Annotated in this window: 24 protein-coding genes; 16 read left to right on the top strand and 8 right to left on the bottom strand. The window is 72.9% G+C overall.

The window, feature by feature from the left end; genetic code table 11:
- The first annotated feature begins 105 nt into the window (after positions 1–105).
- Positions 106–1587, top strand: coding sequence for an APC family permease (locus tag ACH45E_RS01025; RefSeq protein ID WP_361436589.1), 1482 nt, complete (start codon positions 106–108; stop codon positions 1585–1587).
- Between the two features lie 111 nt (positions 1588–1698).
- On the opposite strand, the gene ACH45E_RS01020 is transcribed toward ACH45E_RS01025, so the two are convergent.
- Both ACH45E_RS01020 and ACH45E_RS01015 read right to left on the bottom strand, forming a co-directional pair.
- Positions 1699–2136, bottom strand: a complete 438-nt coding sequence (locus ACH45E_RS01020; RefSeq protein WP_361436592.1) for an SPW repeat protein — start codon at positions 2134–2136, stop codon at positions 1699–1701.
- Positions 2137–2206: 70 nt separating this feature from the next.
- The gene (locus tag ACH45E_RS01015; RefSeq protein ID WP_361436595.1) at positions 2207–2773 is read right to left on the bottom strand and encodes a sigma-70 family RNA polymerase sigma factor; all 567 of its coding nucleotides are present in this window, start codon (positions 2771–2773) and stop codon (positions 2207–2209) included.
- A 102-nt stretch (positions 2774–2875) separates the two neighbouring features.
- Here ACH45E_RS01015 and ACH45E_RS01010 point away from each other — a divergent pair, with 102 nt between their 5' ends.
- Positions 2876–3907: a MerR family transcriptional regulator gene (locus ACH45E_RS01010; protein ID WP_361436598.1), complete on the top strand. Its 1032-nt coding sequence runs from the start codon at positions 2876–2878 to the stop codon at positions 3905–3907.
- Positions 3908–3928: 21 nt separating this feature from the next.
- Here ACH45E_RS01010 and ACH45E_RS01005 read toward each other — a convergent pair whose 3' ends face one another.
- Positions 3929–5302, bottom strand: coding sequence for a deoxyribodipyrimidine photo-lyase (locus ACH45E_RS01005; RefSeq protein ID WP_361436601.1), 1374 nt, complete (start codon positions 5300–5302; stop codon positions 3929–3931).
- Between the two features lie 78 nt (positions 5303–5380).
- The gene (locus tag ACH45E_RS01000; RefSeq protein ID WP_361436604.1) at positions 5381–6910 is read right to left on the bottom strand and encodes an SDR family oxidoreductase; all 1530 of its coding nucleotides are present in this window, start codon (positions 6908–6910) and stop codon (positions 5381–5383) included.
- 194 nt (positions 6911–7104) lie between these two features.
- Between ACH45E_RS01000 and ACH45E_RS00995 the strand changes: the two genes are divergently transcribed.
- Positions 7105–7281 (top strand): hypothetical protein, encoded by a 177-nt coding sequence (locus ACH45E_RS00995; RefSeq protein ID WP_361436607.1) that lies wholly within the window; start codon positions 7105–7107, stop codon positions 7279–7281.
- Positions 7282–7298: 17 nt separating this feature from the next.
- Here ACH45E_RS00995 and ACH45E_RS00990 read toward each other — a convergent pair whose 3' ends face one another.
- The gene (locus ACH45E_RS00990; protein WP_361436610.1) at positions 7299–8207 is read right to left on the bottom strand and encodes a LysR family transcriptional regulator; all 909 of its coding nucleotides are present in this window, start codon (positions 8205–8207) and stop codon (positions 7299–7301) included.
- 137 nt (positions 8208–8344) lie between these two features.
- On the opposite strand from ACH45E_RS00990, the gene ACH45E_RS00985 reads away from it, so the two are divergent.
- From ACH45E_RS00985 to ACH45E_RS00965, 5 genes are all read left to right on the top strand, one after another.
- Complete coding sequence (locus ACH45E_RS00985; RefSeq protein ID WP_356352894.1) at positions 8345–8428, top strand: putative leader peptide; 84 nt, start codon at positions 8345–8347, stop codon at positions 8426–8428.
- 128 nt (positions 8429–8556) lie between these two features.
- Positions 8557–9684 (top strand): dimethylsulfone monooxygenase SfnG, encoded by a 1128-nt coding sequence (gene sfnG / locus ACH45E_RS00980; RefSeq protein ID WP_361436613.1) that lies wholly within the window; start codon positions 8557–8559, stop codon positions 9682–9684.
- Positions 9685–9713: 29 nt separating this feature from the next.
- Positions 9714–10268, top strand: a complete 555-nt coding sequence (gene ssuE / locus ACH45E_RS00975) for an NADPH-dependent FMN reductase (RefSeq protein WP_361436616.1) — start codon at positions 9714–9716, stop codon at positions 10266–10268.
- A gap of 5 nt (positions 10269–10273) precedes the next feature.
- Positions 10274–11458 carry an SfnB family sulfur acquisition oxidoreductase gene (locus ACH45E_RS00970; protein WP_361436619.1) on the top strand — a complete coding sequence of 395 codons (1185 nt, stop codon included), beginning with the start codon at positions 10274–10276 and terminating at the stop codon, positions 11456–11458.
- A gap of 71 nt (positions 11459–11529) precedes the next feature.
- Positions 11530–12672, top strand: coding sequence for an LLM class flavin-dependent oxidoreductase (locus tag ACH45E_RS00965; RefSeq protein WP_361436622.1), 1143 nt, complete (start codon positions 11530–11532; stop codon positions 12670–12672).
- On the opposite strand, the gene ACH45E_RS00960 is transcribed toward ACH45E_RS00965, so the two are convergent.
- Positions 12651–13709 carry an acyl-CoA dehydrogenase family protein gene (locus tag ACH45E_RS00960; protein ID WP_361436625.1) on the bottom strand — a complete coding sequence of 353 codons (1059 nt, stop codon included), beginning with the start codon at positions 13707–13709 and terminating at the stop codon, positions 12651–12653. The two genes, ACH45E_RS00965 and ACH45E_RS00960, sit on opposite strands and share 22 nt — an antisense overlap.
- A 140-nt stretch (positions 13710–13849) precedes the next feature.
- Here ACH45E_RS00960 and ACH45E_RS00955 point away from each other — a divergent pair, with 140 nt between their 5' ends.
- The 7 genes from ACH45E_RS00955 (at position 13850) to ACH45E_RS00925 (ending at position 19964) form a co-directional block, all read left to right on the top strand.
- Positions 13850–14200 carry a YciI family protein gene (locus ACH45E_RS00955; protein WP_361436628.1) on the top strand — a complete coding sequence of 117 codons (351 nt, stop codon included), beginning with the start codon at positions 13850–13852 and terminating at the stop codon, positions 14198–14200.
- A complete protein-coding gene (locus ACH45E_RS00950) occupies positions 14200–15399 on the top strand; it encodes an RNA polymerase sigma factor (protein ID WP_361436631.1) in 1200 nt (399 codons plus the stop codon). The genes ACH45E_RS00955 and ACH45E_RS00950 overlap by 1 nt, the downstream gene beginning before the upstream one ends.
- A 115-nt stretch (positions 15400–15514) precedes the next feature.
- A complete protein-coding gene (locus tag ACH45E_RS00945) occupies positions 15515–16837 on the top strand; it encodes an aldehyde dehydrogenase family protein (protein ID WP_361436634.1) in 1323 nt (440 codons plus the stop codon).
- Between the two features lie 152 nt (positions 16838–16989).
- A complete protein-coding gene (locus tag ACH45E_RS00940; protein WP_361436637.1) occupies positions 16990–17364 on the top strand; it encodes a BlaI/MecI/CopY family transcriptional regulator in 375 nt (124 codons plus the stop codon).
- On the top strand, positions 17361–18287 hold the full coding sequence (locus tag ACH45E_RS00935) for a M48 family metalloprotease (protein WP_361436640.1): 927 nt from the start codon (positions 17361–17363) through the stop codon (positions 18285–18287). The genes ACH45E_RS00940 and ACH45E_RS00935 overlap by 4 nt, the downstream gene beginning before the upstream one ends.
- A 111-nt stretch (positions 18288–18398) precedes the next feature.
- Positions 18399–18791: a VOC family protein gene (locus ACH45E_RS00930; RefSeq protein ID WP_361436643.1), complete on the top strand. Its 393-nt coding sequence runs from the start codon at positions 18399–18401 to the stop codon at positions 18789–18791.
- 78 nt (positions 18792–18869) lie between these two features.
- The gene (locus tag ACH45E_RS00925; protein ID WP_361436646.1) at positions 18870–19964 is read left to right on the top strand and encodes an adenosine deaminase; all 1095 of its coding nucleotides are present in this window, start codon (positions 18870–18872) and stop codon (positions 19962–19964) included.
- On the opposite strand, the gene ACH45E_RS00920 is transcribed toward ACH45E_RS00925, so the two are convergent.
- Together ACH45E_RS00920 and ACH45E_RS00915 are read right to left on the bottom strand one after the other, a co-directional pair.
- On the bottom strand, positions 19931–20443 hold the full coding sequence (locus tag ACH45E_RS00920) for a DinB family protein (RefSeq protein ID WP_361436649.1): 513 nt from the start codon (positions 20441–20443) through the stop codon (positions 19931–19933). The genes ACH45E_RS00925 and ACH45E_RS00920 overlap by 34 nt on opposite strands.
- Positions 20444–20525: 82 nt before the next feature.
- The gene (locus ACH45E_RS00915) at positions 20526–21401 is read right to left on the bottom strand and encodes a LysR substrate-binding domain-containing protein (protein WP_361436652.1); all 876 of its coding nucleotides are present in this window, start codon (positions 21399–21401) and stop codon (positions 20526–20528) included.
- Between the two features lie 111 nt (positions 21402–21512).
- Between ACH45E_RS00915 and mgrA the strand changes: the two genes are divergently transcribed.
- Positions 21513–22502: an L-glyceraldehyde 3-phosphate reductase gene (gene mgrA / locus ACH45E_RS00910; RefSeq protein WP_361436655.1), complete on the top strand. Its 990-nt coding sequence runs from the start codon at positions 21513–21515 to the stop codon at positions 22500–22502.
- The last annotated feature ends 355 nt before the right edge of the window (positions 22503–22857 follow it).

Raw genomic sequence — 22857 nt, 5'->3', positions numbered from 1 at the left:
CGGCGCATACTTGACGCATCTAGTAAACCTCCTTAACTATATCGGCCACTCGGCTACTCGGCCCCGCCGGGCGAGCCCTCTGCCTGCCGCGCGTCAGGAGTTTCTATGTCCGGTAGTCCCGGTAGTCCCGGTAGCTCTGGTAGTCCGCCACCCACGGGTGGCTTCGTCCGTCGCGTCGGCCTGTTCCAGGCCACCGCCATCAACATGAGCCAGATGTGCGGGATCGGACCGTTCGTGACCATCCCGCTGATGGTCGCCGCGTTCGGCGGCCCCCAGGCGGTCATCGGTTTCGTCGCGGGCGCGGTGCTGGCCCTGTGCGACGGACTCGTCTGGGCCGAGCTGGGGGCCTCGATGCCCGGCTCCGGCGGCAGTTACGTCTACCTCCGCCAGGCGTTCCAGTACCGCACCGGCCGGCTGATGCCGTTCCTGTTCGTCTGGACGGCGATGCTCTTCATCCCGCTGATCATGTCCACGGGCGTGGTCGGCTTCGTCCAGTACCTGGGCTATCTCGCCCCGGACCTGACCCGGACCCAGGGCGACCTGGTCGGCCTGGGCATCATCGCCCTGGTGGTGCTGCTGCTGTGGCGGGGCATCGAGCACATCGCCCGGATCACCGCCGTGATGTGGGCCGTGATGATCGCCTCGGTGCTCCTGGTGATCGTCGCGGCGGCCACGGACTTCAGCCCGCACCTGGCCTTCACGTACCCCGCTCACGCCTTCGACCTGACGAGCGACCACTTCTGGCTCGGTTTCGCCGCCGGTCTGACCATCGGCATCTACGACTACCTCGGCTACAACACCACCGCCTACATGGGCGCCGAGATCAAGGACCCCGGCCGCATCCTGCCGCGGTCCATCCTCTTCTCGATCCTCGGCATCATGGCGATCTACCTGCTGCTCCAGATCGGCACGCTCGGGGTGATCGACTGGCACCGGATGACCGACCCGCACGACATCGCCGCCACCTCGGTGGCATCGGCGGTGCTGGAGGAGACCTGGGGCAAGGGGGCCGCCGACACGGTGACCGTCCTGATCCTGATCACGGCCTTCGCCTCGGTGTTCACCGGGCTCCTCGGCGGCTCGCGGGTGCCCTACGACGCGGCCCGCGACCGGGTGTTCTTCCGTCCGTACGGGAAGCTGCACCCCCGGCACCGCTTCCCGATGCTGGGCCTGGCCACCATGGGCGTGATCACCGCGATCGGCTTCCTGATCGGCCGTCACACCGACCTGGCGACCCTGATCCAGCTCCTCACCACGGTGATGGTGATCGTGCAGGCGCTGGCCCAGATCGTGGCGCTGAGCGTGCTGCGCAGGCGCCAGCCGGCCCTGCGGCGCCCGTACCGGATGTGGCTCTACCCGCTGCCGAGTGTCCTGGCCTTCGCCGGCTGGTGCGTGATCTACGGCTACGCGGACAAGAACTCCCCGGGCCGCCACCCCATCGAGTGGTCCCTGGCCTGGCTCGCCCTCGGCTGCGTGGCCTTCCTGATCTGGGCCCGGCTGGAGAAGGTGTGGCCCTTCGGCCAGAAGGAGATCACCGAGGAGTACCTCACCGTACCGGCGCCCGAGACGGAGCGGGCCGGTACCTGACCGCACCCGAGGACCCCGACGGCGAAGGGGACATGCGGCGGGGCCGGTCCGTCGTCCGCGGACCGGCCCCGCGTCCTCCCTTCCAGGGGCGCTTCGATCACGGCATGGGAGTTACGGCATGGGCGCGCTCTTCGCCGCCGTGCCGGCGCACATCATCCCGAGGAGCACGGCCAGCGCGCCGATGACGACGTTATTGACGATCACACCGGTGTCCGGGCCGCTGCCCACGATCCAGGGGGCGATGATCATCCAGACGCCCATGGCGCACATGGCCCAGCTCAGGCCGTACATCCGCGCCGGGGCCGTGGTGAATCCGAGTGCCAGCAGGCCTATGGCGATACCCATGATCAGGTTGTGGGCCGCGAGCGCGGGCTGGCTCGTCGTGTAGTGGAGGATCCAGGGCGACACGGCGCAGTACAGACCGAGCAGGAACACCGGCCCGTCCACGAGCGCCACATCACGACCGCCGAGCATGCGGGCGTAGCGCTCCCGCATTTCGGATACATCGGGGTGACTCGCTATGTCACCTCTGTGTGAGACGTTGGCCATGAGTCGTCTCCTTCGTGCTTGTGCAGGCCTGACCGCGTCAGGTGCGGTATGCGGTGAGCGCGGCTTACGGTCATTCTGCTCTTGTTTCTTCCTTATGTGTAGGCTCGTCGAGCAGGTTCCGGAGCCGGTGCAGCCCGCGCCGCGCGTGGCTCTTGACCGTGCCCAGCGGCAGCCCCGTGCGCGCCGCGATCTGGGGCTGCGTCAGGTCCTCGTAGAAGGCCAGGTCCAGCACCCGGCGTTGGGGTGCCGGGAGCCGGGCCAGTTCCCGCCGGACGAGGACGCGGTCGAGCACCGCCTCCGGTCGTCCGGCCCCGGTGTCCGCGGCCGGGCGGACCGCCGCCGCGGCCGTCGCCAGTTCGCCGCGCCGGGTCCGCGCCGCCAGGGCGTCGGCGATCCTGCGCCGGGTGATGCCGACGATCCAGCCGCCGAGCGGGCCCCGTTCGGGCCGGTAGCCGTGACGCCCGCGCCAGACGCCGAGGAACACCTGCTGGGTGACGTCCTCCGCCTCCCCGGCATCGCCCAGCGAGCGCCGGGCCAGCGTGTAGACCAGCGCCGACCAGCGCCGGTAGACCGCCGCCAGGCAGGCGTCGTCGCCCGTCAGCAGGCTGCGTGCCAGGTCCTCGTCGGTATGGCTCATGGCCGTCGCTCCTGACCTGAGAAGACTGTCATCCGTGCGTCATGGTGGGAGCCCGCCGGGAGGGTCTCAACTCGCATCGATTCTGCGTCGTATAGTCACCGTGTGGGTGACTTCGACACGGTTCGCGAACCGGAGGGCACGCCGGCCGCCGGTGCCGCCGTGACCACCGGCGCGCTGGCCCGCAGGCTCGGCGTGTCGCCTACCACCCTGCGCTCCTGGGACCGCCGGTACGGCCTCGGCCCCGCGGTCCGCGCCGACGGCCGGCACCGCCGCTGGACCCCCGGGGACGTGGCGGTCCTGGAGACGATGTGCCGGCTGACCTCGGCCGGTGTACCGCCTGCCGAGGCCGCCCGCGCGGCCGGACGGGCGACGAGCGCCGCCGACCGTACGGCCGCCGCGCCGCCCCCCGACCGGGGACCGGCCCCCGCGGCCGGACGCTCGCGGGCGGCCGGGGCCCTGCCGCTGGGCGAGGTGCGCCAGGAGTGCCGGGGGCTGGCCCGCGCCGCCGTACGCCTCGACGCCGCGGCCGTCGAGGCGCTGCTGGCCTCGGCCGTGGCGGAGCACGGGCTCATCGCCGCCTGGCAGGAGGTGATGGTGCCGACCCTGCACGCCGTGGGACGCAAGTGGGCGTCCTCGGGGGACCGTTACGTCGAGGTGGAGCACCTGCTGTCCTGGCACGTCTCGACCACCCTGCGCCGCCACACGCAGCCGCCCGTCCCGGCGGGCGGCACGCCGGCCGCCGGTCCCGTGCTGCTGGCCTGCGTCCCCGGCGAGGAGCACACCCTGCCGCTGGAGGCGCTCAACGCCGCCCTGGGCGAACTACGGCTCCCCACCCGGATGTTCGGCGCCGCCGTGCCCGCCCCGGCGCTGGCGGCGGCGGTACGGCGGCTGGGCCCGGCCGCCGTGGTCCTGTGGGCGCAGGCACGCGCCACGGCGAGCCCGCCGCTGGCCCGCGACGTCGCCGCCACGGAATGGGGCGTCAAGGGCGCGCGCCGCCGGCCATTGGTGGTGCCGGCCGGCCCGGGCTGGGCCGGCCGCCGCACCCGGGGCATGCCGCGTCCGGCGGGGCTCCGGGAGGCCCTCGACCTGCTGGCCGACGCGTACGGGGCGGCTCCGCCCGGCGGTTCGCGGTGACGGCCCTCAGGACCTGCGGCCTCACTCGCGCGCCCGTGCCTGCCGGAAACGGGCCAGCCCCTCGGACAGTTCGACGATCGGCTCCGGGTAGTCGACCGCCGCCCGCTCCGGGCCCCGCAGCTTCCACGGCTCGTGCACCGACGGCGCCTCCAGTGATGCCAGTTCCGGCACCCACCGCCGTACGTAGGCGCCCTCGGGGTCGTAGCGCTTGGCCTGGGTGACGGGGTTGAGCACGCGGTTGGGGCGGGTGTCCGTGCCGGTCCCCGCCACCCACTGCCAGTTGAGCTGGTTGTTGGCGAGGTCGCCGTCGACCAGGAACCGCAGGAAATGCCGGGCTCCCACCCGCCAGTCGACGTACAGCGTCTTCGTCAGGAAGCTCGCGGTCAGCAGGCGCCCGCGGTTGTGCATCCAGCCCTCGTGGCGCAGCTGGCGCATGGCCGCGTCCACGACCGGGTAGCCGGTGCGGCCCTCCCGCCAGGCCTCGATGTCGTCCCCGGCGGTGCGTTCGGTCCGCCAGCGGTCGTGCTTCGTGCGGTAGTCGGCGCCGGCGGCGGCCGGCCGGGCGGCCAGGAGCTGGCGGTGGAAGTCGCGCCAGGCGAGCTGCCGTACGAAGGCCTCGGCGCCCGGGCCGCCCGCCTCACGCGCCCGGTGGACGAGTTCGACGGGGGAGAGCGTGCCGAAATGGAGATGGGGTGAGAGACGGGAGGTCGCGTCGCCCGCCAGATCGTCGTGGCGGTCCTCGTACGCGGCGACGCCCGAGCGCAGCCAGGCCGCGAGCCGCCTCCGGCCCTCCGCCTCGCCGCCCGCGGCCAGCCCCTCCGACACCCCCGGCACCGAGGCACGCGACCAGATCCCCTCCGAACCGACTCCGTCCGGCACGTGAACCGTCCGGGGAGCGCCCAGCGCGTCCCGCAGCCGCTGCCTCGACCACTGCCGGAAGTACGGTGTGAACACCGCGAAGTGGTCCGAGGAGGCCGGGGTCAGCGCGCCGGGAACGACCGCCGTGGTCACCGTGTCGTGCACGTGCAGCCGGCGCCCGTCCGCCTCCAGGGCGCGCCGCAGCCGCTCCTCCCGGCGGTGCGCGTACGCGCTGACGTCGGCCGCCATGTGCACCTCGTCGGCGTCCGTCTCGGCCACCACCTTGCACAACTCGTCGACCACGTCACCCGACCGGACGACGAGCCGCCCGCCGCACCGGCGCAGCCCCGCGTCCAGATCCCGCAGGCAGTCGGCGAGGAACGCCAGCCGGTTGGGCGCGGCGAACCCGGCCGCGTCCACGCCCCGGTCGCGCACGAAGAGGGGGACCACCTGGCGGGAGCCCTCCAGGGCGGCCCGCAGCGGCGGATGGTCGTGCAGGCGCAGGTCGGAGGTGAACAGGACGACCGAGACGTTCATGGGGGCTCCGCAGGAGACGGTGTGGACGGTACGGGCGATGAGCTGGTTCGGGCCCGGGCGGCCCGCCGGACGCGGGCGTCAGCGGACCGGTTGGCGTTCCTCCGTCCGGGTGAGCGGGCGGCCGGCCGCGACGCGCGCGATGTTGCGGGCCATGCCGCCGAACACCAACGCGTGGAACGGCGACACGCTCCACCAGTACGCGTGACCGAGCAGCCCGCGCGGATGGAACAGGGCGCGCTGCCGGTACCGGCTGCGGCCGGTGCCGTCCGGCTCGGCGTACATCTCCAGCCAGGCCAGGCCCGGCAGCCGCATCTCGGCCCGCAGCCGCAGCAGCCGGCCCGGCTCGATCTCCTCCACCCGCCAGAAGTCCAGCGAGTCGCCCGCGCGCAGCCGCTGCGCGTCCCGGCGGCCCCGGCGCAGCCCCACCCCGCCGACCAGCCGGTCCAGCCAGCCGCGCAGGGCCCAGGCGAGCGGGAAGGAGTACCAGCCGTTCTCACCGCCGACGCCCTCGATCACCCGCCACAGCGCGTCGACGGGCGCGTCCACCCGCGCCTCGCGCTGATCGGCGTACAGGCTGCCGCCCGCCCAGTCGGGGTCGGTGGGCAGCGGATCGCTCGGCGCGCCGGGCACCGAGGCGGAGGACCAGCGCGTGCTGACACCGGCCTCGCGCACCCGCCGCAGGGCCAGCCGTACCGCCTCGTCGAAGCCGACGGGGTGACCGGCGGGTGCGGGCACGTACCGGGTGATGTCCTGCTCGCGGCAGACCACCTCGTGCCGCAGCGACTCGGTGAGCGGCCGGGCGAGGGACGCGGGCACGGGAGTCACCAGGCCCACCCAGTGACTCGACAGTCCGGGCGTGAGCACGGGCACGGGGATGATGACCCGGCGGGGCAGACCCGCCACCGCCGCGTACCGGGTCATCATGTCCCGGTACGTCAGGACGTCCGGCCCGCCGAGATCGAAGGCCCGGCTGACGTCGTGCGGCATGCCCGCGCTGCCGACGAGGGCGCGCAGGACGTCCCGTACGGCGACGGGCTGGATGCGGGTGCGCACCCAGCTCGGGGTGACCATCACCGGGAGGCGCTCGGTGAGGTAGCGGAGCATCTCGAAGGAGGCGGAACCCGACCCGATGATCATCGCGGCGCGCAGGACGGTGGTCGGCACCCCCGAGTCCAGCAGGATGCGGCCCACCTCCGCCCGCGACCGCAGGTGCGGCGACAGCGCGTGCTCCGGCACGCCCGCCGGGGTGAGTCCGCCGAGGTAGACCACGCGCCGGACGCCCGCGGCCCGCGCCGCCTCCCCGAAGACCGCCGCCGCCCGGCTGTCGGTCCGCTCGAAGCCCCTGCCCGTGCCCAGCGCGTGCACCAGGTAGTAGGCGACGTCGACGTCCCGCATCGCCGCGGCGACCGAGGCGGCGTCCGTGACGTCTCCCCGGACCACCTCCACGTCACCCGCCCATGGATGGTCCCGCAGCTTGCCGGGGGAGCGGGCCAGGCAGCGCACCTGGTACCCGGCGGCCAGCAGCTCGGGCACCAGCCGGCCGCCGATGTACCCCGTGGCACCCGTCACCAGACAGCGCGGCCCCGCTCCGGCCTCGTCACCGCTCATCGGCCGTCCGTCCTTCCTGTCGGCCCCCCTGAGATCCCTTCCACACATCCCTTCCACGCGGACGGGGCCTTCGGATGCGCCCTCACGGACATCGGCCCCGATCCGGGTCATGTCCACGCCGATCCAGGGCAGCCGGAGTAGTACACACGGCGAAAAGCCCGTAACCCTGTCGATACTGGAGGTGACCTGCCGCTATGGGCGCGAAGGTGCTGGAGCGGTTTCCTGCGGGGGCTCCGCGCGGATCGTGGCCGGCGGAGGAGTTCGCGGCGGCGCGCCGCGCCGCGGGCGAACCCGCCACCGTGGTGATGGACCTGAAGTCCGACGCCTTCCTCGTGGTGGTCGAGCGGCAGGACGACGACGGACGGCCCTGACCGGGACCGGCGGCGGTCTACCGGCGGTCCGCCAGTTCCCGCGCCCGGCACACGAACGCCTCGTGCAGGTCCCGCGCCGCCTGCGGCACGGACTCCGCCCGGCGGCGCTGGAGCATCAGCAGCACCCGCGTGGCGCCGTCGGTGAGCGGCCGGTGGGTGAGCACGCCGCACCGCTCCAGCGGATCCCCGACGACACTGAAGTCGGGCAGCACCGTCGCGCCCAGACCCTCGGCGACCATCAGCTTGCCCATCTCGGCGCCGTCCGTGGAGTACGAGAAGGACGGCGCGCGCCCGGCCAGCAGCCGGTGGACGTAACGGTGCATCACATACCCGGCGCGCATGGCGATCAGGGGCACGCCGAGCAGATCCTCGACCGAGACCACCGACAGGGACGCCAGCGGGCTGTCGGGACGCACGCACACCACCGGACGGCCGCGCAGCAGCTCGGTCGACTCGAAACCCGCCGGCACGTCGTCCCCGTCCAGATGGTTGACCAGACCGAGGTCGAAACCGCCCTCGGTCAGGGCCCGGTGGATCTCCGCCTGCTGGGCGCCCACCACCTCCACCTGGGTGACGGGGTGCGCGGCCCGGAAGTCCCGGACGACCGGGATGAGCAGCGGCACGGTCGCCGCGTTGACCGTGCCCACCCGCACCATGCGACTGACCCGGTGCTGCTCGCCCGCGGCCGACCTCAGCCGGTCCACCGCCTCCAGTACGCCGACGATGTGCGGCAGCAGTTCCCGGCCCTCCGCGCTCATCGTGGCGCCGGACCGCTTGCGTTCCAGCAGATCGACTCCGAGCTCCCGTTCGAGATTGCGCACGGTCTCGCTCAACGCGGGCTGCGACAAACGCAGTTCCTCGGCGGCCCGGCGCAGCGAGCCGAGCCGGGTGACGGCCGCGATGTATTCCAGCTGTTCTATCCGCACCACCGCACAATGCGGCCGTTTCCCGGGAGCGTTCAAGGGATTCCCTGTCACACCTTCGTGAAATTCAATGGTCCGCGATACGAGAACGGTCGGGTTTTCCTTGACTGCCGTCGCCGGCGACTGCCACGATCGACGGCATGAAGATGCGACTGGACCTCACGCGGCGACGCCACGTCGACCTCGCGCGCGTCTCCAGCGCCTCCTGTTGCCCCGCGGCCTGATCCTCGTCCCGGTCCGCCGCCCCGCACTCCCCTTCACCGCCTGAATTCCCCGGCCTTCGCGTGCCCTTTCGCCTGCCCGGAATTCGGCGTGCCCGAAAACCGAGTACATTCCGCAACAGGAGTTCCGCATGTCCGCAGCGCCCGTGAAATTCGCGTACTGGGTCCCCAACGTCAGCGGAGGACTGGTCACCAGCAAGATCGAGCAGCGCACCGACTGGGGGTACGACTACAACCGCGAACTCGCCGTCCTCGCCGAGAACAACGGCTTCGAGTACGCCCTCAGCCAGGTCCGCTACATGGCGAGCTACGGCGCCGAGTACCAGCACGAGTCGACCAGCTTCAGCCTCGCCCTGCTGCTCGCCACCCAGCGCCTGAAGGTCATCGCGGCCGTGCACCCCGGACTGTGGCACCCCGGCGTCCTCGCCAAGCTCGGCGCCACCGCCGACCACCTCTCGAACGGCCGCTTCGCGGTCAACGTCGTCTCCGGCTGGTTCAAGGGCGAGTTCACCGCGCTGGGCGAGCCCTGGCTGGAACACGACGAGCGCTACCGTCGCGCCGAGGAGTTCATCACCGCCCTGCGCCGGCTCTGGACCGAGGACCACGCCGAACTCGCCGGTGACTTCTACCGGTTGCGCGACTTCTCTCTCAAGCCCAAGCCCCTCAACACCCCCGAGCGTCCGCACCCGGAGATCTTCCAGGGCGGCAACTCCACCGCCGCCCGGCAGATGGCCGGCCGGGTCTCCGACTGGTACTTCTCCAACGGCAAGGACTTCGACGGGGTGACCGAACAGCTCGCGGACGTCCGCAGGTCGGCGGCGGAAGCGGGACGTACGGCACCGAAGTTCGGCCTCAACGGCTTCCTCATCGCCCGCGACACCGAGGCCGAGGCCCACGAGACCCTGCGGGAGATCGTGGCGCGGGCGGACACCGAGGCCGTCGAGGGCTTCGGGGCGGCCGTGAAGCAGGCCGGGCAGTCCACCGCCGACGGCAAGGGCATGTGGCAGGACTCCACCTTCCAGGACCTCGTCCAGTACAACGACGGATTCCGGACCGGGCTCATCGGCACCCCGGAACAGGTCGCGGAGCGCATCGTCGCCTACAAGAAGCTCGGCGTCGACCTCCTCCTGCTCGGCTTCCTGCACTACCACGAGGAGGTCGAATACTTCGGCAAGCGGGTGCTGCCCCTCGTACGCGAGCTCGAGTCCCAACTGCCCGAGACCGAGACCGGGGACGTGTCCGTTCCCGCGCACGCCTGACCACCCGCTCCTGTTCGAAAGAGGACCCCATGGCCACCGTCCTGTCCGTCTCCGGCAGTCCGTCCGCCTCCTCCCGTACCAACCGCCTGCTGCGCCATCTGGACCAGCGGCTGACCGCCCAGGGCCACGAGGTGATCCCGCTCGACGTCCGCACGATCCCCGCCGACGCGCTGCTGGGCGCGGACTTCCGGCACCCGGCGATCGTCGAGGCGACCGAGCTGTTCGCCCGCGCCGACGGCGTCGTGGTCGGCACCCCCGTCTACAAGGCCTCGTACAGCGGAGTCCTCAAGGCGCTGCTCGACCTGCTGCCGCAGTACGCGCTCACCGGCAAGACCGTGCTGCCGCTGGCCACCGGGGGCAGCACCGCCCATGTCCTCGCCATCGACTACGCGCTGCGCCCGGTGCTGAACTCCATGGGCGCCGCGCACATCGTCCAGGGCTGGTTCACCCTCGACAAGGACATCACGGTGCACGAGGACGGCGCCCTGACCGTCGGCCCGGCCACCGCCGAAGCCCTCGGCCAGGTACTCGACCAGTTCTCGGCCGCGCTGGGCCGCACCCCGCTGCTGGCCGCGGCGGGCTGAGCGCCATGACCGCACACGTCATCGCCGACGACGCCGAGGCCCTCGCCGTCGCGGCGGCCCTGGCCGACGAGTTCCGGGCGGGCGCGGCCGGACGGGACGCGGAACGGCGGCTGCCCCGAGCCGAGCTGGACCGCCTGTCCGCCTCGGGTCTGCTCGCGGTCACCGTGCCCGCCGAGCACGGCGGGGCGGATGTGAGCGCCCGGACCCTGGCGGAGATCTTCCGGCTGCTCGGCTCCGCCGACGGCAGCCTCGCCCAGATCCCGCAGAGCCACTTCGCGTACGTCAACGTCATCCGCCGCCAGGGCAGCGAGCAGCAGCGGAAGTTCTTCTTCGGCGAACTGCTCGCGGGCCGCCGCTTCGGCAACGCCCAGTCGGAGGCGGGCACCAGGCACGTCCAGGACATCCGCACCCGCCTGGAGCCCCAGGCCGACGGCTCCTACCTCCTGACCGGCGTCAAGCACTACTGCACCGGCGCCCTCTTCGCCGACTGGATCCCGGTGCTGGCCCGCGCCGAGGACGACAACCCGCATGTGGCGTACGTCCCCCGGGACGCCCCCGGTGTCACGGTCGTCGACGACTGGGACGGCATGGGCCAGCGCACCACGGCCAGCGGCACCGTCCACCTGGACGCCGTCCAGGTACCCGCGGACCGGGTCCTCGCGCACCACCTCACCTTCCAAGGGCCCCAACTCCACGGCGCGGTGGCCCAGTTGCTGCACGCCGCCATCGATACCGGGATCGCCCGGGGAGCACTGGACGAGGCCGCCGCGTTCGTCCGGACGAAGAGCAGGCCCTGGTTCGAGAGCGGCATCGACACGGCCGCCGAGGACCCGCTGCTGATCCAGCGGTTCGGTGAACTCGCCCTGCACGTACGGACCGCGGAGGCCCTGCTGCGTGAGGCCGCCCGCGTCGTGGACGCGGCCCGGGCCGGCCTCACCGACGACACGGCGGCCGAGGCATCCATCGCCGTCGCCGCGGCCAAGGTACGGGCCGCCGAGGCCGCGGTGGAGGTGGCGAGCGCCCTGTTCGAGGTGTCCGGCACCCGGTCGGCGCTCGACTCCCTCAATCTGCACCGGCACTGGCGGGACGCCCGCACCCACACACTGCACGACCCGACGCGCTGGAAGATCCAGCACATCGGCCGGTACGTGCTCAGCGGCACCCGCCCGCCCCGCCACGGCCTGCTCTGACGGCGTTGGACAGCCCGACAACCCGACAGCCCGACAGCCGGACCACGGACACTCGCGATCGGAGACCCCACGTGTCCCTCACCTTCCACTGGTTCCTGCCCACCAACGGCGACAGCCGCCATGTCGTCGGCGGCGGCCACGGCACCCCGGCCACCGTCTCCGGACGGGACCGGCCTCCGACGGTCGCCTACCTGAGCCAGATCGCCCGCGCCGCCGAGGACCTCGGCTTCGCCGGTGCGCTCACCCCGACCGGTGCCTGGTGCGAGGACGCCTGGCTGACCACCGCGATGGTCAGCCAGAACACCGAGCGGCTGAAGTTCCTCGTCGCCTTCCGGCCCGGCTTCGTCTCACCCACGCTCGCCGCGCAGATGGCCGCCACCTTCCAGCGGCAGACCGGCGGGCGGCTCCTGCTCAACGTGGTCACCGGCGGGGAGAGCCACGAACAGCGCGCCTACGGCGACTTCCTGGACAAGGACGACCGCTACCGCCGTACCGGCGAATTCCTCGAGATCGTACGGGGGTTGTGGGACGGCAAGACGGTCGATCTGCACGGCGAGCACCTCCGGGTCGAGGACGCGCGACTGGCCCGGGTGCCGGACCCGGTCCCCGAGGTGTACTTCGGCGGGTCCTCGCCGATCGCAGGAGAGATCGCGGCCCGGCACGTCGACGTGTACCTCACCTGGGGCGAGCCGCCCGAGCAGGTCGCCGAGAAGATCACCTGGGTCAGGGGGCTGGCCGCGAAGGAGGGGCGGACGCTGCGGTTCGGGATCCGGCTGCACGTCATCACCCGGGACACCGCCGAGCAGGCCTGGGCCGAGGCGAACCGGCTCCTCGACGGCTTCGACCCCGAGACCGTCAACTCCGTCCAGGCCGGGCTGGCCCGCAGCGAGTCCGAGGGGCAGCAGCGGATGCTCGCCCTGCACGGCGGCGGCCGGGACGGGCTGGAGATCCACCCCAACCTGTGGGCCGGCATCGGACTGGTCCGGGGCGGGGCGGGGACGGCCCTGGTCGGCAGCCACGACGAGGTCGCCGACCGGATCGAGGAGTACGCGGCCCTCGGCATCGAGGAGTTCGTGCTGTCCGGGTATCCGCATCTGGAGGAGGCGTACTGGTTCGGCGAGGGCGTGCTGCCGAGGCTCGCCGCGCGCGGAGTGTGGCGGCACCCCTTCCGGCAGGACACCGCCCCCGCCGCTCAGGTGCCGTTCGCGAGCTGAGGCCCGTGCCCCGTCAGGGCGTCGAGATGAGCCCTGCGCGACTGTGCCGTCTGCCCTTGCACCAGCAGGAACAGGCCTTCCCTGGCCAGGCGTTGGGCCTTGCTGTCCAAGGTCATCGCCCGGCCGCCGCCGGCCACCACCGCCGCGGTGGTGGCCGTCCGCATGACGTCGTACGACCGGGTACGCACCGCCAGCCGTTCCGCCGGGTGCTCGGCCGCGGCCGGATCGTCGGCCAGGGCGTAGGCCCGGCGGCGGACCTCGTCCAGGCGGGCGCGGATCGGGCCGGCCGTCTCCTCGTCCAGCAGGGCCAGGGCCGCCTCCGCGACGCCGATCACCGCCGGGGAGGCGTTCACCGTCCGGTCGCGGTCGGCCGCCGCCCAGCGCTCGTGCGGCATCCGGAGAGCCACCGCCTCCTCGGGCAGCCAGAGGCCGTCCAGCTCCAGTGACACCGTGCGGGCGGCGGTCAGGGCCGCGAGGCGGATGGGCGACGACGCGCGCAGGCCGGGCTGGTCGCGGGCCTCGCCGAAGGCGAAGACCACCTCGTCGGAGTCGGTGAACCCGGCCAGCAGCAGCACGTCGTTCAGACCCCAGCCGGTGTACCAGGGGACGGTGCCGTCGAAGCGCCAGCCGCCCCGGTCCCGGGCGACCCGGACCGGAGTGCGCGGATGTGACCGCAGGTGCGCGTACGCCACGCCCGACATGAGTTCGCCGCGGGCCAGCGGACCCAGCAGCCGCTCCCGGACGGGCGTTTCGGCCTTGGCCAGGATCTGCACGGGCGTGTGGTGCTGCGTCTGCACGAACCACGTCGAGCAGCAGGCCCCCGCCAGGATCTCGGCCGTCTCCCGCGCCACCGAGGAGGGCGCCGCCGAGCCGCCGTACGCCACCGGCGCGCTCAGCCCGAGCAGCCCGGCCCGCTTGACCGCCTCGATGTGACTCGCGGGCACCTCCGTCCGGTCGACGCGCTCGGCGTTGGGGGCGAGCAGCTCGTCCGCGAGCCGGCGGGCACGGACGACGAGAGGGTGTGCTGCGATGGTCATACGGAGAATTCTCCCGATCCGGGCGGCCGAGGTGTCGAACCGGGGGTGTGCCGTTCGTGTAGGAGGTGGGACGCCCCCCATCGGGAGTCCCACCGGGAGCTCCCAGCGGAAGCATCCCCGGCGACGCCAAGGAGGACATCATGAAGCACTACCTGCTCAGCGTGGTCACGCCGACCGACGGCACGCCGCCCGAGCCCGACGAGCTCGCCGAGATCATGCGCAACGTCAAGGCCTACAACGACGAGCTGCGCGAGGCCGGCGCCTGGGTCTTCGCCGGCGGACTGCACGGCCCGGAGACGGCCACCATGTTGCGGCCCAAGGACGGCGACGTGCTCATCACCGACGGGCCGTACGCCGAAGGCAAGGAGTACCTCGGCGGGCTGTGCCTGATCCAGGCCCCCGACCTGGACGCGGCCCTGGAGTGGGGCCGCAAGGCGGCCCTCGCCACCACCCTCCCCATCGAGGTGCGGCCCTTCGTGGACCAGCACTGATGCCGGACACCCCGGACATCGAGGCCGTCTTCCGTACCGAGTACGGGCGTGCGGTCTCCGTCCTCGTCCGCTTCCTCGGCGACATCGACCTCGCCGAGGAAGCGGTCCAGGACGCCTTCACCACCGCCGTGCGGAAGTGGCCGGAGACCGGGGTGCCGCCGAGCCCGGCCGGCTGGATCATCACCACCGCCCGCAACCGCGCGATCGACCGGCTGCGCCGCGAGGCGGGCCGGGACGCCCGGCACACCGAGGCCGCCCGGCTGTACGCGCCCGACGCACCGGCCGAGGAGGGCCCCGTGCGCGACGACCGGCTCCGCCTGATCTTCACCTGCTGCCACCCCGCCCTCGCCCCGCAGGCCCGGGTCGCCCTCACCCTGCGCCTGCTCGGCGGCCTGAGCACCGCGCAGATCGCCCGCGCCTTCCTGGTGCCGGAGCCGACCCTGGCCCAGCGGCTCGTCCGGGCCAAGGCGAAGATCCGCGACGCGGGCATCCCGTACCGCGTGCCCCGGGACGCCGACCTGCCCGACCGGCTCGGCGGCGTGCTGGCCGTCCTCTACCTGATCTTCAACGAGGGGTACACCGGCGAACCCGGACTGTGCGCCGAAGCCATACGGCTCGGCCGACTGCTGGCGCGGCTGATGCCGGACGAGCCCGAGGTCACCGGCCTGCTCGCGCTGATGCTGCTGGTCGAGGCGCGGCGGCCCGCCCGGCAGGACGGGGACGGCGTCCTCGTACCGCTGCCCGAGCAGGACCGCGCCCGCTGGGACCGCGACCGGATCGCCGAGGGCCAGGACCTGGTCCGCCGCTGCCTGCGCCGGAACCGGCCGGGGCCGTACCAGATCCAGGCCGCGATCAACGCCGTGCACAGCGACGCGCCGACGGACCGGGCCACCGACTGGGGGCAGATCCTGCGGCTGTACGACCAGCTGACGGCCGTCGCCCCGAGCCCTGTGGTCGCCCTGAACCGTGCGGTCGCCGTGGCCGCGGTCGAGGGCCCGGCGCAGGCGCTCCGCCTGGTCGACGCGCTCGATCTCCCGGGCTACCACGTCCTCCACGCCGTCCGCGCCGAACTGCTGCGCCGACTGGGCCGGCACACCGAGGCCGTACGGGAGTACGAGACGGCCGTGGAGCTCGCCAGGAGCCCGGCGGAGCGGGCGCATCTCGAACGGCGCCGGCAGGAGCTCGCACGCGCGAAGTGATCCGACCCGGCCCCGGGAATTTATTTTGGTACCTGAAAGGTTGGCATTTACATCTGACCTTTCGAAGCCGTACCCTCGGGCCGCAAAGTCCGTGTATCCACCAGCGAGGCACACCGTGAACCACTCCACTTCCGAGCAGCCCGCCGACGTCGTGGCCCGGCTGCGCGCCACCTTCCGTACCGGCCGAACCAAGCCCGTCGAGTGGCGCACCGGCCAGCTGGGCCGCCTGCGCGCGCTGCTCACGGAGAACGGCGACGAACTCGCCGCCGCGCTCCACGCAGACCTCGGCAAGAGCGCCACCGAGGCCTACCGCACGGAGATCGACTTCACGGTCCGCGAGATCGACCACACCCTCGACCACCTCGCCGAGTGGCTGCGCCCCGAGCCCGCCCCCGTTCCGGCGTACCTCGGCGCGGACGCGACGGCCTGGACGCAGTACGACCCCCTGGGCGTCGTCCTCGTGATCGCCCCCTGGAACTACCCCGCGCAGCTCCTGCTCGCGCCGGTGGTCGGCGCGCTGGCCGCGGGGAACGCGGTGGTGGCCAAGCCCAGCGAGCTGGCCCCGGCCACCTCGGCCGCGCTGGCCCGGCTGATCCCGGTGTACCTCGACACCGACGCGGTCGCCGTCGTCGAGGGCGGTGTCCCTCAGACCACGGCTCTGCTGGCCGAGCGCTTCGACCACGTCTTCTACACCGGCAACGGCACCGTCGGCCGCATCGTCATGCGCGCGGCCGCCGAGCACCTCACCCCCGTCACCCTCGAACTCGGCGGCAAGTCACCGGCGTTCGTCGACCGCGGGACCGACCTCGACGTGGTCGCCGACCGGCTGGCGCGCGGCAAGTTCCTCAACGCGGGCCAGACCTGCGTGGCCCCCGACTACGTCCTCACCGACCCCGAGACCGCCGCCGCCCTCGAACCCGCGCTCGCCCGGGCCGTGGAGGCTCTGTTCGGCACCGACCCCGCGACGTCGCCCGAGTACGGCCGGATCGTCAACGAGCGCCATTTCGACCGGCTCAGCGGCCTGCTCGACTCCGGCCGTGCGGTCGTCGGCGGCGCGGGTGACCGTACGGCGAAGTACATCGCACCGACCGTGCTGGCCGACGTAGACCCGAAGTCCCCCGTCATGCAGGAGGAGATCTTCGGCCCCATCCTGCCGATCGTCACGGTGCCCGGCCTCGACGCGGCGATCGACTTCGTCAACGACCGCGACAAGCCCCTCGCGCTGTACGTGTTCACCGAGTCCGACGGGACCCGGGAGCGGATCGCCGCCGAGACCTCCTCCGGCGGCCTCGGCCACGGCCTGCCGCTCGCCCACCTCACCGTCTCCGACCTGCCGTTCGGCGGCGTGGGGGAGAGCGGCATGGGCAGCTACCACGGCCGCTATTCGATCGAGACGTTCAGCCACCGCAAGGCGGTGCTGTCGAAGCCGCTGCACTGACCCAGGGCTGCCCGTGGGCCCGGCCGTACCACCGACGGCCGGGCCCGGCTCTTGGCGACGAGGACCACCAGCGGTGGAACCTGAATAATGGAGACGGCATCGTGCGGATGAGCCGCTCATCCGCGGGCGGATACGGGGTGAGGAACCTTCCCATGACCGACGCGAAGGACGAACGGCGTCCGGCCGGCGAGCTGGAGGCGAGCGTCATGGCCGCCCTCTGGGCCGCAGGTCTGCCCCAGACTCCCGGTCAGGTGCAGCTCAGCCTCGGCGCCGGCCTGGCGCGCACCACGGTGACCACGATCCTGTCCCGGCTGCACGACAAGGGGGTCGTCGACCGGCGGCGGCAGGGCCGCGGGTACGCCTACTTCCCGGTCCAGGACGCCCAGGGCCTCACCGCCCGCCGGATGCACACCGAACTCGACCGCGACAGCGACCGCGAGACCGTGCTCGCCCGGTTCGTCGCCCAGCTCAGCCCCGACGACGAGCGGATCCTGCGCGACCTGCTCGAACCCCCCGCAGAGCGATGACCGCCCTGCTGCTCCTGCCGCTCGTGCTGACGTTCGCCCTGCCCGCACTCGCCCGGCGGACCCTCGACCGGCTGGCGCCCGGCGCCGCGCTGTGGCTGATCACCGTCTCGGCGGTCGTGTGCGCGGGCTGCTCACTCGCCGCGCTCGGCGCCTTCGTGCTGATCGGCCTGCTCAAGGTGTCCGTCTTCGCCACGTTCGGTGAACTCGTCCACCCCCTGCGCACCGCCTCCGACCTCTTCGTGGTCCCGGCGGCCGCGGCCTCCGTGGGCGTGCTCGCGGTGTGCGCCTGGACCCTCGTGCGCTCGGTCCGCCGCCAGACCCGTGCCTTCCGCGTGGCGCGCTCCCAGGCCGGGCGCGGGCCCGCCGCGGGCGACCTGTGCGTGGTCGACTCGCCGCACCCGGACGCGTACGCGCTGCCCGGGCGCCCGCACCGGATCGTCGTCACCACCGGGATGCTGCGCAGTCTGGACGCCGCCGAGCGGGAGGCGCTCTTCGCCCATGAGCGGGCCCACAACCAGGGCGGCCACCACTACTTCCTCGCCGCCGCGGAACTCGCCGCCCACTGCCACCCCGCGCTGCGCCCGGTCCGGGAGACCATCCGGCTCGCCGCCGAGCGCGTCGCCGACGAGGCCGCGGCCGACGCCGTCGGCGACCGGCGGCTGACCGCCCGCGCCATCGCCCGCGCCGCGCTCGTGGGCCAGTCCGCCCGCGGTGAACGCCCGGACTTCGCGCCCGCCGTGACGACCGGCCCCGTACCCCAGCGGGTGCAGGCCCTCCTGGCCGCGCCGCGCCGCGCCGCCGCCCGCTCCTGGATCGCCCTCGTGCTCGTCGCCTGCGCGGGCCTCTCGTTCGCCGCCTCCGCGACCGGGGTGATCGACTTCCACCACCGGGTGGAGGTCGCCCAGGGCGAGGAGCACGGCTGAGCGCGGGCTCACCGGCCGCCGGACCTCATGCTTTCTGACTGGCGTCCGCGAAGTTTTACGTATAACCTCACCCGTCAACCACCCCGTCCGGCACCTCCGTGAAAGGCCCCGATGAGACGCGTCGCGCTGGTCACCCTCGTCGTCGACGACTACGACGAGGCGATCCGCTTCTACACCGAGGCCCTCGGATTCCGGCTCGCCGCGGACGAGGCGCGCCCCGACGGCTCCCGCTGGGTCGTCGTGGAGCCCGGGCCGGACGGGGCCGGAACCGGTCTGCTGCTGGCCCGCGCCAAGGGTGACGCCCAGGCGGCCCGGGTCGGCGACCAGACCGGCGGGCGGGTCGGGTTCTTCCTGCACACGGACGACTTCGCCCGCGACCACGCCCGGATGACCACCGCCGGCGTGACCTTCCTGGAGGAGCCGCGCCACGAGCCGTACGGCACGGTCGCCGTGTTCCAGGACCTGTACGGCAACCGCTGGGACCTGCTCCAGCCCGCCGGCTGAGCCTCGGCCCGCCGCACGTTCCCACCGCCGCCCGCCCTCACCGCCGCTTCGAACAGCCCGCTCAAGGAAAGACCCGCCATGACTGCTACGCGCGTAGACGCCGAAGTGATCCGCCGCCTGCCCAAGGCCGTCCTGCACGACCACCTCGACGGTGGCCTGCGCCCCGCCACCGTCGTCGAGCTGGCGGCCGCGGTCGGCCACACCCTGCCCACCACCGACCCCGACGAGCTGGCCGCCTGGTACTACGAGGCCGCCAACTCCGGCGACCTGGTCCGCTACATAGCCACCTTCGAACACACCCTGGCCGTCATGCAGAACCGCGAGGGCCTGCTGCGCGTCGCCGAGGAGTACGTCCTGGACCTCGCCGCCGACGGCGTCGTCTACGCCGAGGTGCGCTACGCCCCCGAACTGAACACCAAGGGCGGGCTGACGCTGAGCGAGGTCGTGGAGACCGTCCAGGAGGGCCTCGCCGCCGGCATGGCCAAGGCGGCCGCCGCCGGTACCCCCGTCCGCGTCGGCACCCTGCTGTGCGGCATGCGGATGTTCGACCGCGTCCGCGAGGCGGCCGAGCTGGCCGTCGCCTACCGGGACGCCGGTGTCGTCGGCTTCGACATCGCCGGCGCCGAGGACGGCTTCCCGGCCGCCGACCACCTGGCCGCCTTCGAACACCTGCGCCGCGAGAGCGTGCCGTTCACCATCCACGCCGGCGAGGCGTACGGCCTGCCCAGCATCCACCAGGCCCTCCAGGTGTGCGGCGCCCAGCGCCTCGGCCACGGTGTGCGCATCACCGAGGACATCCCCGACCTCGCGGCCGGCAAGCTCGGCCGCCTGGCCGGCTGGGTGCGCGACCGCCGCATCGCCCTGGAGATGTGCCCCACCTCCAACCTCCAGACGGGCTGCGCCACCTCGATCGCCGAGCACCCCATCACCGCCCTGAAGGACCTCGGCTTCCGGGTCACCCTCAACACCGACAACCGGCTGGTCTCCGGCACGACGATGACCCGGGAGATGTCCCTGCTGGTCGAGGAGGCGGGCTGGACCGTCGAGGACCTGCGCACGGTCACGGTGAACGCCGTCAAGAGCGCGTTCATCCCGTTCGACGAGCGCAGGGCCCTCCTCGAGGACGTGATCCTGCCCGGCTACGAGTCCGAGCTCTGCAAGCCGCGCGCGTAGGCGGCCTGCCCGATGTGCTGAAGGTCGTCGGACAGGACGCTGACCAGCCGGGCGCCCAGGCTGACCGGGGGATCCCAGCGTTCGTCCACGATGCGCTCGAGGTCCTTGGCGGGCAGGTCGCGCAGCACGCCGAGCGTCTGCTCGTGCACGGCGTCGTAGTACCCGGTCAGCAGGTCCGCCGCGTCGACCCGTACCTTCGCGACCTTGGCGGGGCTGTGCCCGTAGCCCGTGTCGTGGCGCGGCAGATCGAGCCCGAAACGCTTCTCCCAGCCCTGTGAGAGCCACACCTGGTCCAGGTCGAAGGCGTCGGCGACATGGTCGTCCTGGACCCGGGTGAGGTGCCAGACCAGCCAGGCGACCGAGTTGGCGGCGGGGTCCGGGCGGGCGTGGAGTTCGTCCGGACCGAGCCCGTCGAGGACGGCATGGACTTCTTCCTGGATGCGGCCGAAGCCGTCGATGAGGATGTCCCTTGCGTGCATACGTCCACCATCGCGCATCGCACGCCCTCATGCGTCCGGTCCCCGGCCGGTATCCGGCCGGGGAAAGGGCACTGACTGTCCGTCAGTCGCTGAGCAGCGCGACCAGCGCGCGGGCGGCGGGGCTGGTGGCCTGCTCCGGCGGCAGCAGGGCGACGGTCTCGTACTCCGCCTCGCCCGTGCCCTTCAGAGGCAGAGCGGTGAGCCCCGGCCGCTTGTGGCGGAAGTGCCGGGGCACGACGGCGATCCCGAGGTTCTCGTCGACCAGGTCCAGCAGGCCGTGTACGTCGTTGACCTCCAGGGCGACCGTACGCCGCACGCCCGCGGCGGCGAAGGCCGCGTCCGTGGTGCGGCGCGGACCCCAGTCGGGGTGGAAGTCGACGAAGACCTCGCCGCCGACGTCGTGCGGTGTCAGCGCCGCCCCGGCCGTCGCGAGGCGGTGGCTGGGATGGCACAGCACGGTCATCGGCTCGCTCGTCAGTGACACCGACCGCAGCTGGTCGCTGTCCGCCTGCGTGCGGTAGGCGAAGGCGAGGTCCAGCCGGCCGGCCGCCACCTCATCCGCCAGCGCGCCCGAGCCCGCCTGCCGCAGCCGGATCTCCACGTCCGGGTGCCGCCGCCGGAACGCGGCCAGCAGCCCCGCCACATGCACCCCGGCGATGCACTGCTCGGTGCCCAGCGCCAGCGTCCCGCGCAGCACGCCCTGCACCGCGGCCACCGCCTCGTGCGCGGCCCTGACCTGCGCCAGGATCCGCTCCGCCTCGGCGAGAAGCGCGCGGCCGGCCTCCGTCAGCGTCACCCGGCGGGTGGTCCGTACGAACAGCGGCGCCCTCAGCTCCCGCTCCAGCGCGCGGATCGACGCGGACAGGCCCGACTGGGACACCATCAGCCGCTCCGCCGCCCGGGTGAAGTGCTGGTCCTCGGCCACGGCGACGAAGTGCTGGAGATGACGCAGTTCCATGATTGAGAAGCCTATCCGCTGAATTCCATCGGATTCTTCTGTTGGACCGCTGCACACCGTTCGGGGAAGAGTGGCACCGGTAGATCGTGTGCCAACACCTCTGGAGTCGCGTTGTACACCGCACACCCCGACCGCTACACGGACATGCCCTACCGGCGCACCGGACGCAGTGGTCTGAAGCTCCCCGCGCTGTCGCTCGGTCTGTGGCACAACTTCGGTCCCGACCGTCCCGTCGAGGCCCAGCGCGCCATCCTGCGCCGCGCCTTCGACCTCGGGGTCACCCACTTCGACCTGGCCAACAACTACGGCCCGCCGCCCGGCGCGGCCGAGTCCGCACTCGGCGAGGCCCTGAAGGCCGACTTCGCGCCCTACCGCGACGAGCTGGTCATCTCCACCAAGGCCGGCTACCTCATGTGGCCCGGCCCGTACGGCGAGTGGGGCTCGCGCAAGTACGTGCTGTCCTCGCTCGACCAGAGCCTGAAGCGGATGGGCCTGGAGTACGTCGACATCTTCTACTCGCACCGCCCGGACCCTCAGACTCCCCTGGAGGAGACGATGGGCGCGCTGCACTCGGCGGTCCAGCAGGGCAAGGCGCTCTACGTCGGCGTGTCCAACTACTCCCCGGAGCAGACCCGCGAGGCCGCCCGCATCCTCGGTGAGCTGGGCACCCCGCTCCTCATCCACCAGCCGCGCTACTCCATGCTCGACCGCCGCCCCGAGGAAGGCCTCCTCGACGCCCTCGACGAGCTCCGGATCGGCTCCATCGCCTACTCCCCGCTGGAGCAGGGCCTGCTCACCGGCCGCTACCTCGACGGCATCCCCGAGGACTCCCGGGCCGCGAGCGACAGCCCCTTCCTCAACTCCGACGCGGTGACCGCGGAACTGGTCGGCAAGCTCCGCGCCCTCGACGACATCGCCAAGTCCCGCGGCCAGAGCCTGGCCCAGCTCGCCCTGGCCTGGGTACTGCGCGGCGGCAGGGTCACCTCCGCCCTGGTCGGCGCGAGCAGCCCCCAGCAGCTGGCGGACAGCGTCGCCGCGATCGGCAACCTGGACTTCGACGCGGAGGAGCTGGCGCGGATCGACGCGCTGGTCAAGGGCTAGGCCCTTCTTTTCCTCCCCGCCTGCCGCGCGGTCGCCCTCCGGGCGGACGACGGGAAGGCGACGGCACGCCCCAGCGGGGCGCAGGCCGCGCCGATCGCTCACCACCTCGGCCGCGACCACGGGCCCGGCGCACGGGGGCGTGGTGCTCCGCCGCCGTGCGCGACGGGCCTGCGCCGGCGGCGTCGTGCGGCGCGGGCGAGCAGTCGGCCGTGCCGCAGGCCGTCGCCGCCTCTCCGAGGCGGGCTGCCGGGCCTCCGGGGCGAGCCCGCGCCCGTTCAGGCCCAGCTGTGGAATCCCCGGGCGGGAGCCCCCTTGCCCGGGTGGTCCGTCTCCGCGTGCCGCGCGCGCGGACGGG

It is taken from the genome of Streptomyces sp. NPDC020299 (assembly GCF_044387825.1).
Lineage (GTDB): Bacteria > Actinomycetota > Actinomycetes > Streptomycetales > Streptomycetaceae > Streptomyces.
This window is presented reverse-complemented; position numbering and strand designations above follow the sequence as displayed.

Excerpts from the sequence above, each read along its gene's own strand:
- ACH45E_RS01025 (WP_361436589.1), top strand. The coding sequence starts at position 106 with ATGTCCGGTAGTCCCGGTAGTCCCGGTAGCTCTGGTAGTCCGCCACCC.
- ACH45E_RS01020 (WP_361436592.1), bottom strand. The coding sequence starts at position 2,136 with ATGGCCAACGTCTCACACAGAGGTGACATAGCGAGTCACCCCGATGTA.
- ACH45E_RS01015 (WP_361436595.1), bottom strand. The coding sequence starts at position 2,773 with ATGAGCCATACCGACGAGGACCTGGCACGCAGCCTGCTGACGGGCGAC.
- ACH45E_RS01005 (WP_361436601.1), bottom strand. The coding sequence starts at position 5,302 with ATGAACGTCTCGGTCGTCCTGTTCACCTCCGACCTGCGCCTGCACGAC.
- ACH45E_RS01000 (WP_361436604.1), bottom strand. The coding sequence starts at position 6,910 with ATGAGCGGTGACGAGGCCGGAGCGGGGCCGCGCTGTCTGGTGACGGGT.
- ACH45E_RS00995 (WP_361436607.1), top strand. The coding sequence starts at position 7,105 with ATGGGCGCGAAGGTGCTGGAGCGGTTTCCTGCGGGGGCTCCGCGCGGA.
- ACH45E_RS00985 (WP_356352894.1), top strand. The coding sequence starts at position 8,345 with ATGAAGATGCGACTGGACCTCACGCGGCGACGCCACGTCGACCTCGCG.
- sfnG (WP_361436613.1), top strand. The coding sequence starts at position 8,557 with ATGTCCGCAGCGCCCGTGAAATTCGCGTACTGGGTCCCCAACGTCAGC.
- ssuE (WP_361436616.1), top strand. The coding sequence starts at position 9,714 with ATGGCCACCGTCCTGTCCGTCTCCGGCAGTCCGTCCGCCTCCTCCCGT.
- ACH45E_RS00970 (WP_361436619.1), top strand. The coding sequence starts at position 10,274 with ATGACCGCACACGTCATCGCCGACGACGCCGAGGCCCTCGCCGTCGCG.
- ACH45E_RS00960 (WP_361436625.1), bottom strand. The coding sequence starts at position 13,709 with ATGACCATCGCAGCACACCCTCTCGTCGTCCGTGCCCGCCGGCTCGCG.
- ACH45E_RS00955 (WP_361436628.1), top strand. The coding sequence starts at position 13,850 with ATGAAGCACTACCTGCTCAGCGTGGTCACGCCGACCGACGGCACGCCG.
- ACH45E_RS00950 (WP_361436631.1), top strand. The coding sequence starts at position 14,200 with ATGCCGGACACCCCGGACATCGAGGCCGTCTTCCGTACCGAGTACGGG.
- ACH45E_RS00940 (WP_361436637.1), top strand. The coding sequence starts at position 16,990 with ATGACCGACGCGAAGGACGAACGGCGTCCGGCCGGCGAGCTGGAGGCG.
- ACH45E_RS00935 (WP_361436640.1), top strand. The coding sequence starts at position 17,361 with ATGACCGCCCTGCTGCTCCTGCCGCTCGTGCTGACGTTCGCCCTGCCC.
- ACH45E_RS00930 (WP_361436643.1), top strand. The coding sequence starts at position 18,399 with ATGAGACGCGTCGCGCTGGTCACCCTCGTCGTCGACGACTACGACGAG.
- ACH45E_RS00925 (WP_361436646.1), top strand. The coding sequence starts at position 18,870 with ATGACTGCTACGCGCGTAGACGCCGAAGTGATCCGCCGCCTGCCCAAG.
- ACH45E_RS00920 (WP_361436649.1), bottom strand. The coding sequence starts at position 20,443 with ATGCACGCAAGGGACATCCTCATCGACGGCTTCGGCCGCATCCAGGAA.
- ACH45E_RS00915 (WP_361436652.1), bottom strand. The coding sequence starts at position 21,401 with ATGGAACTGCGTCATCTCCAGCACTTCGTCGCCGTGGCCGAGGACCAG.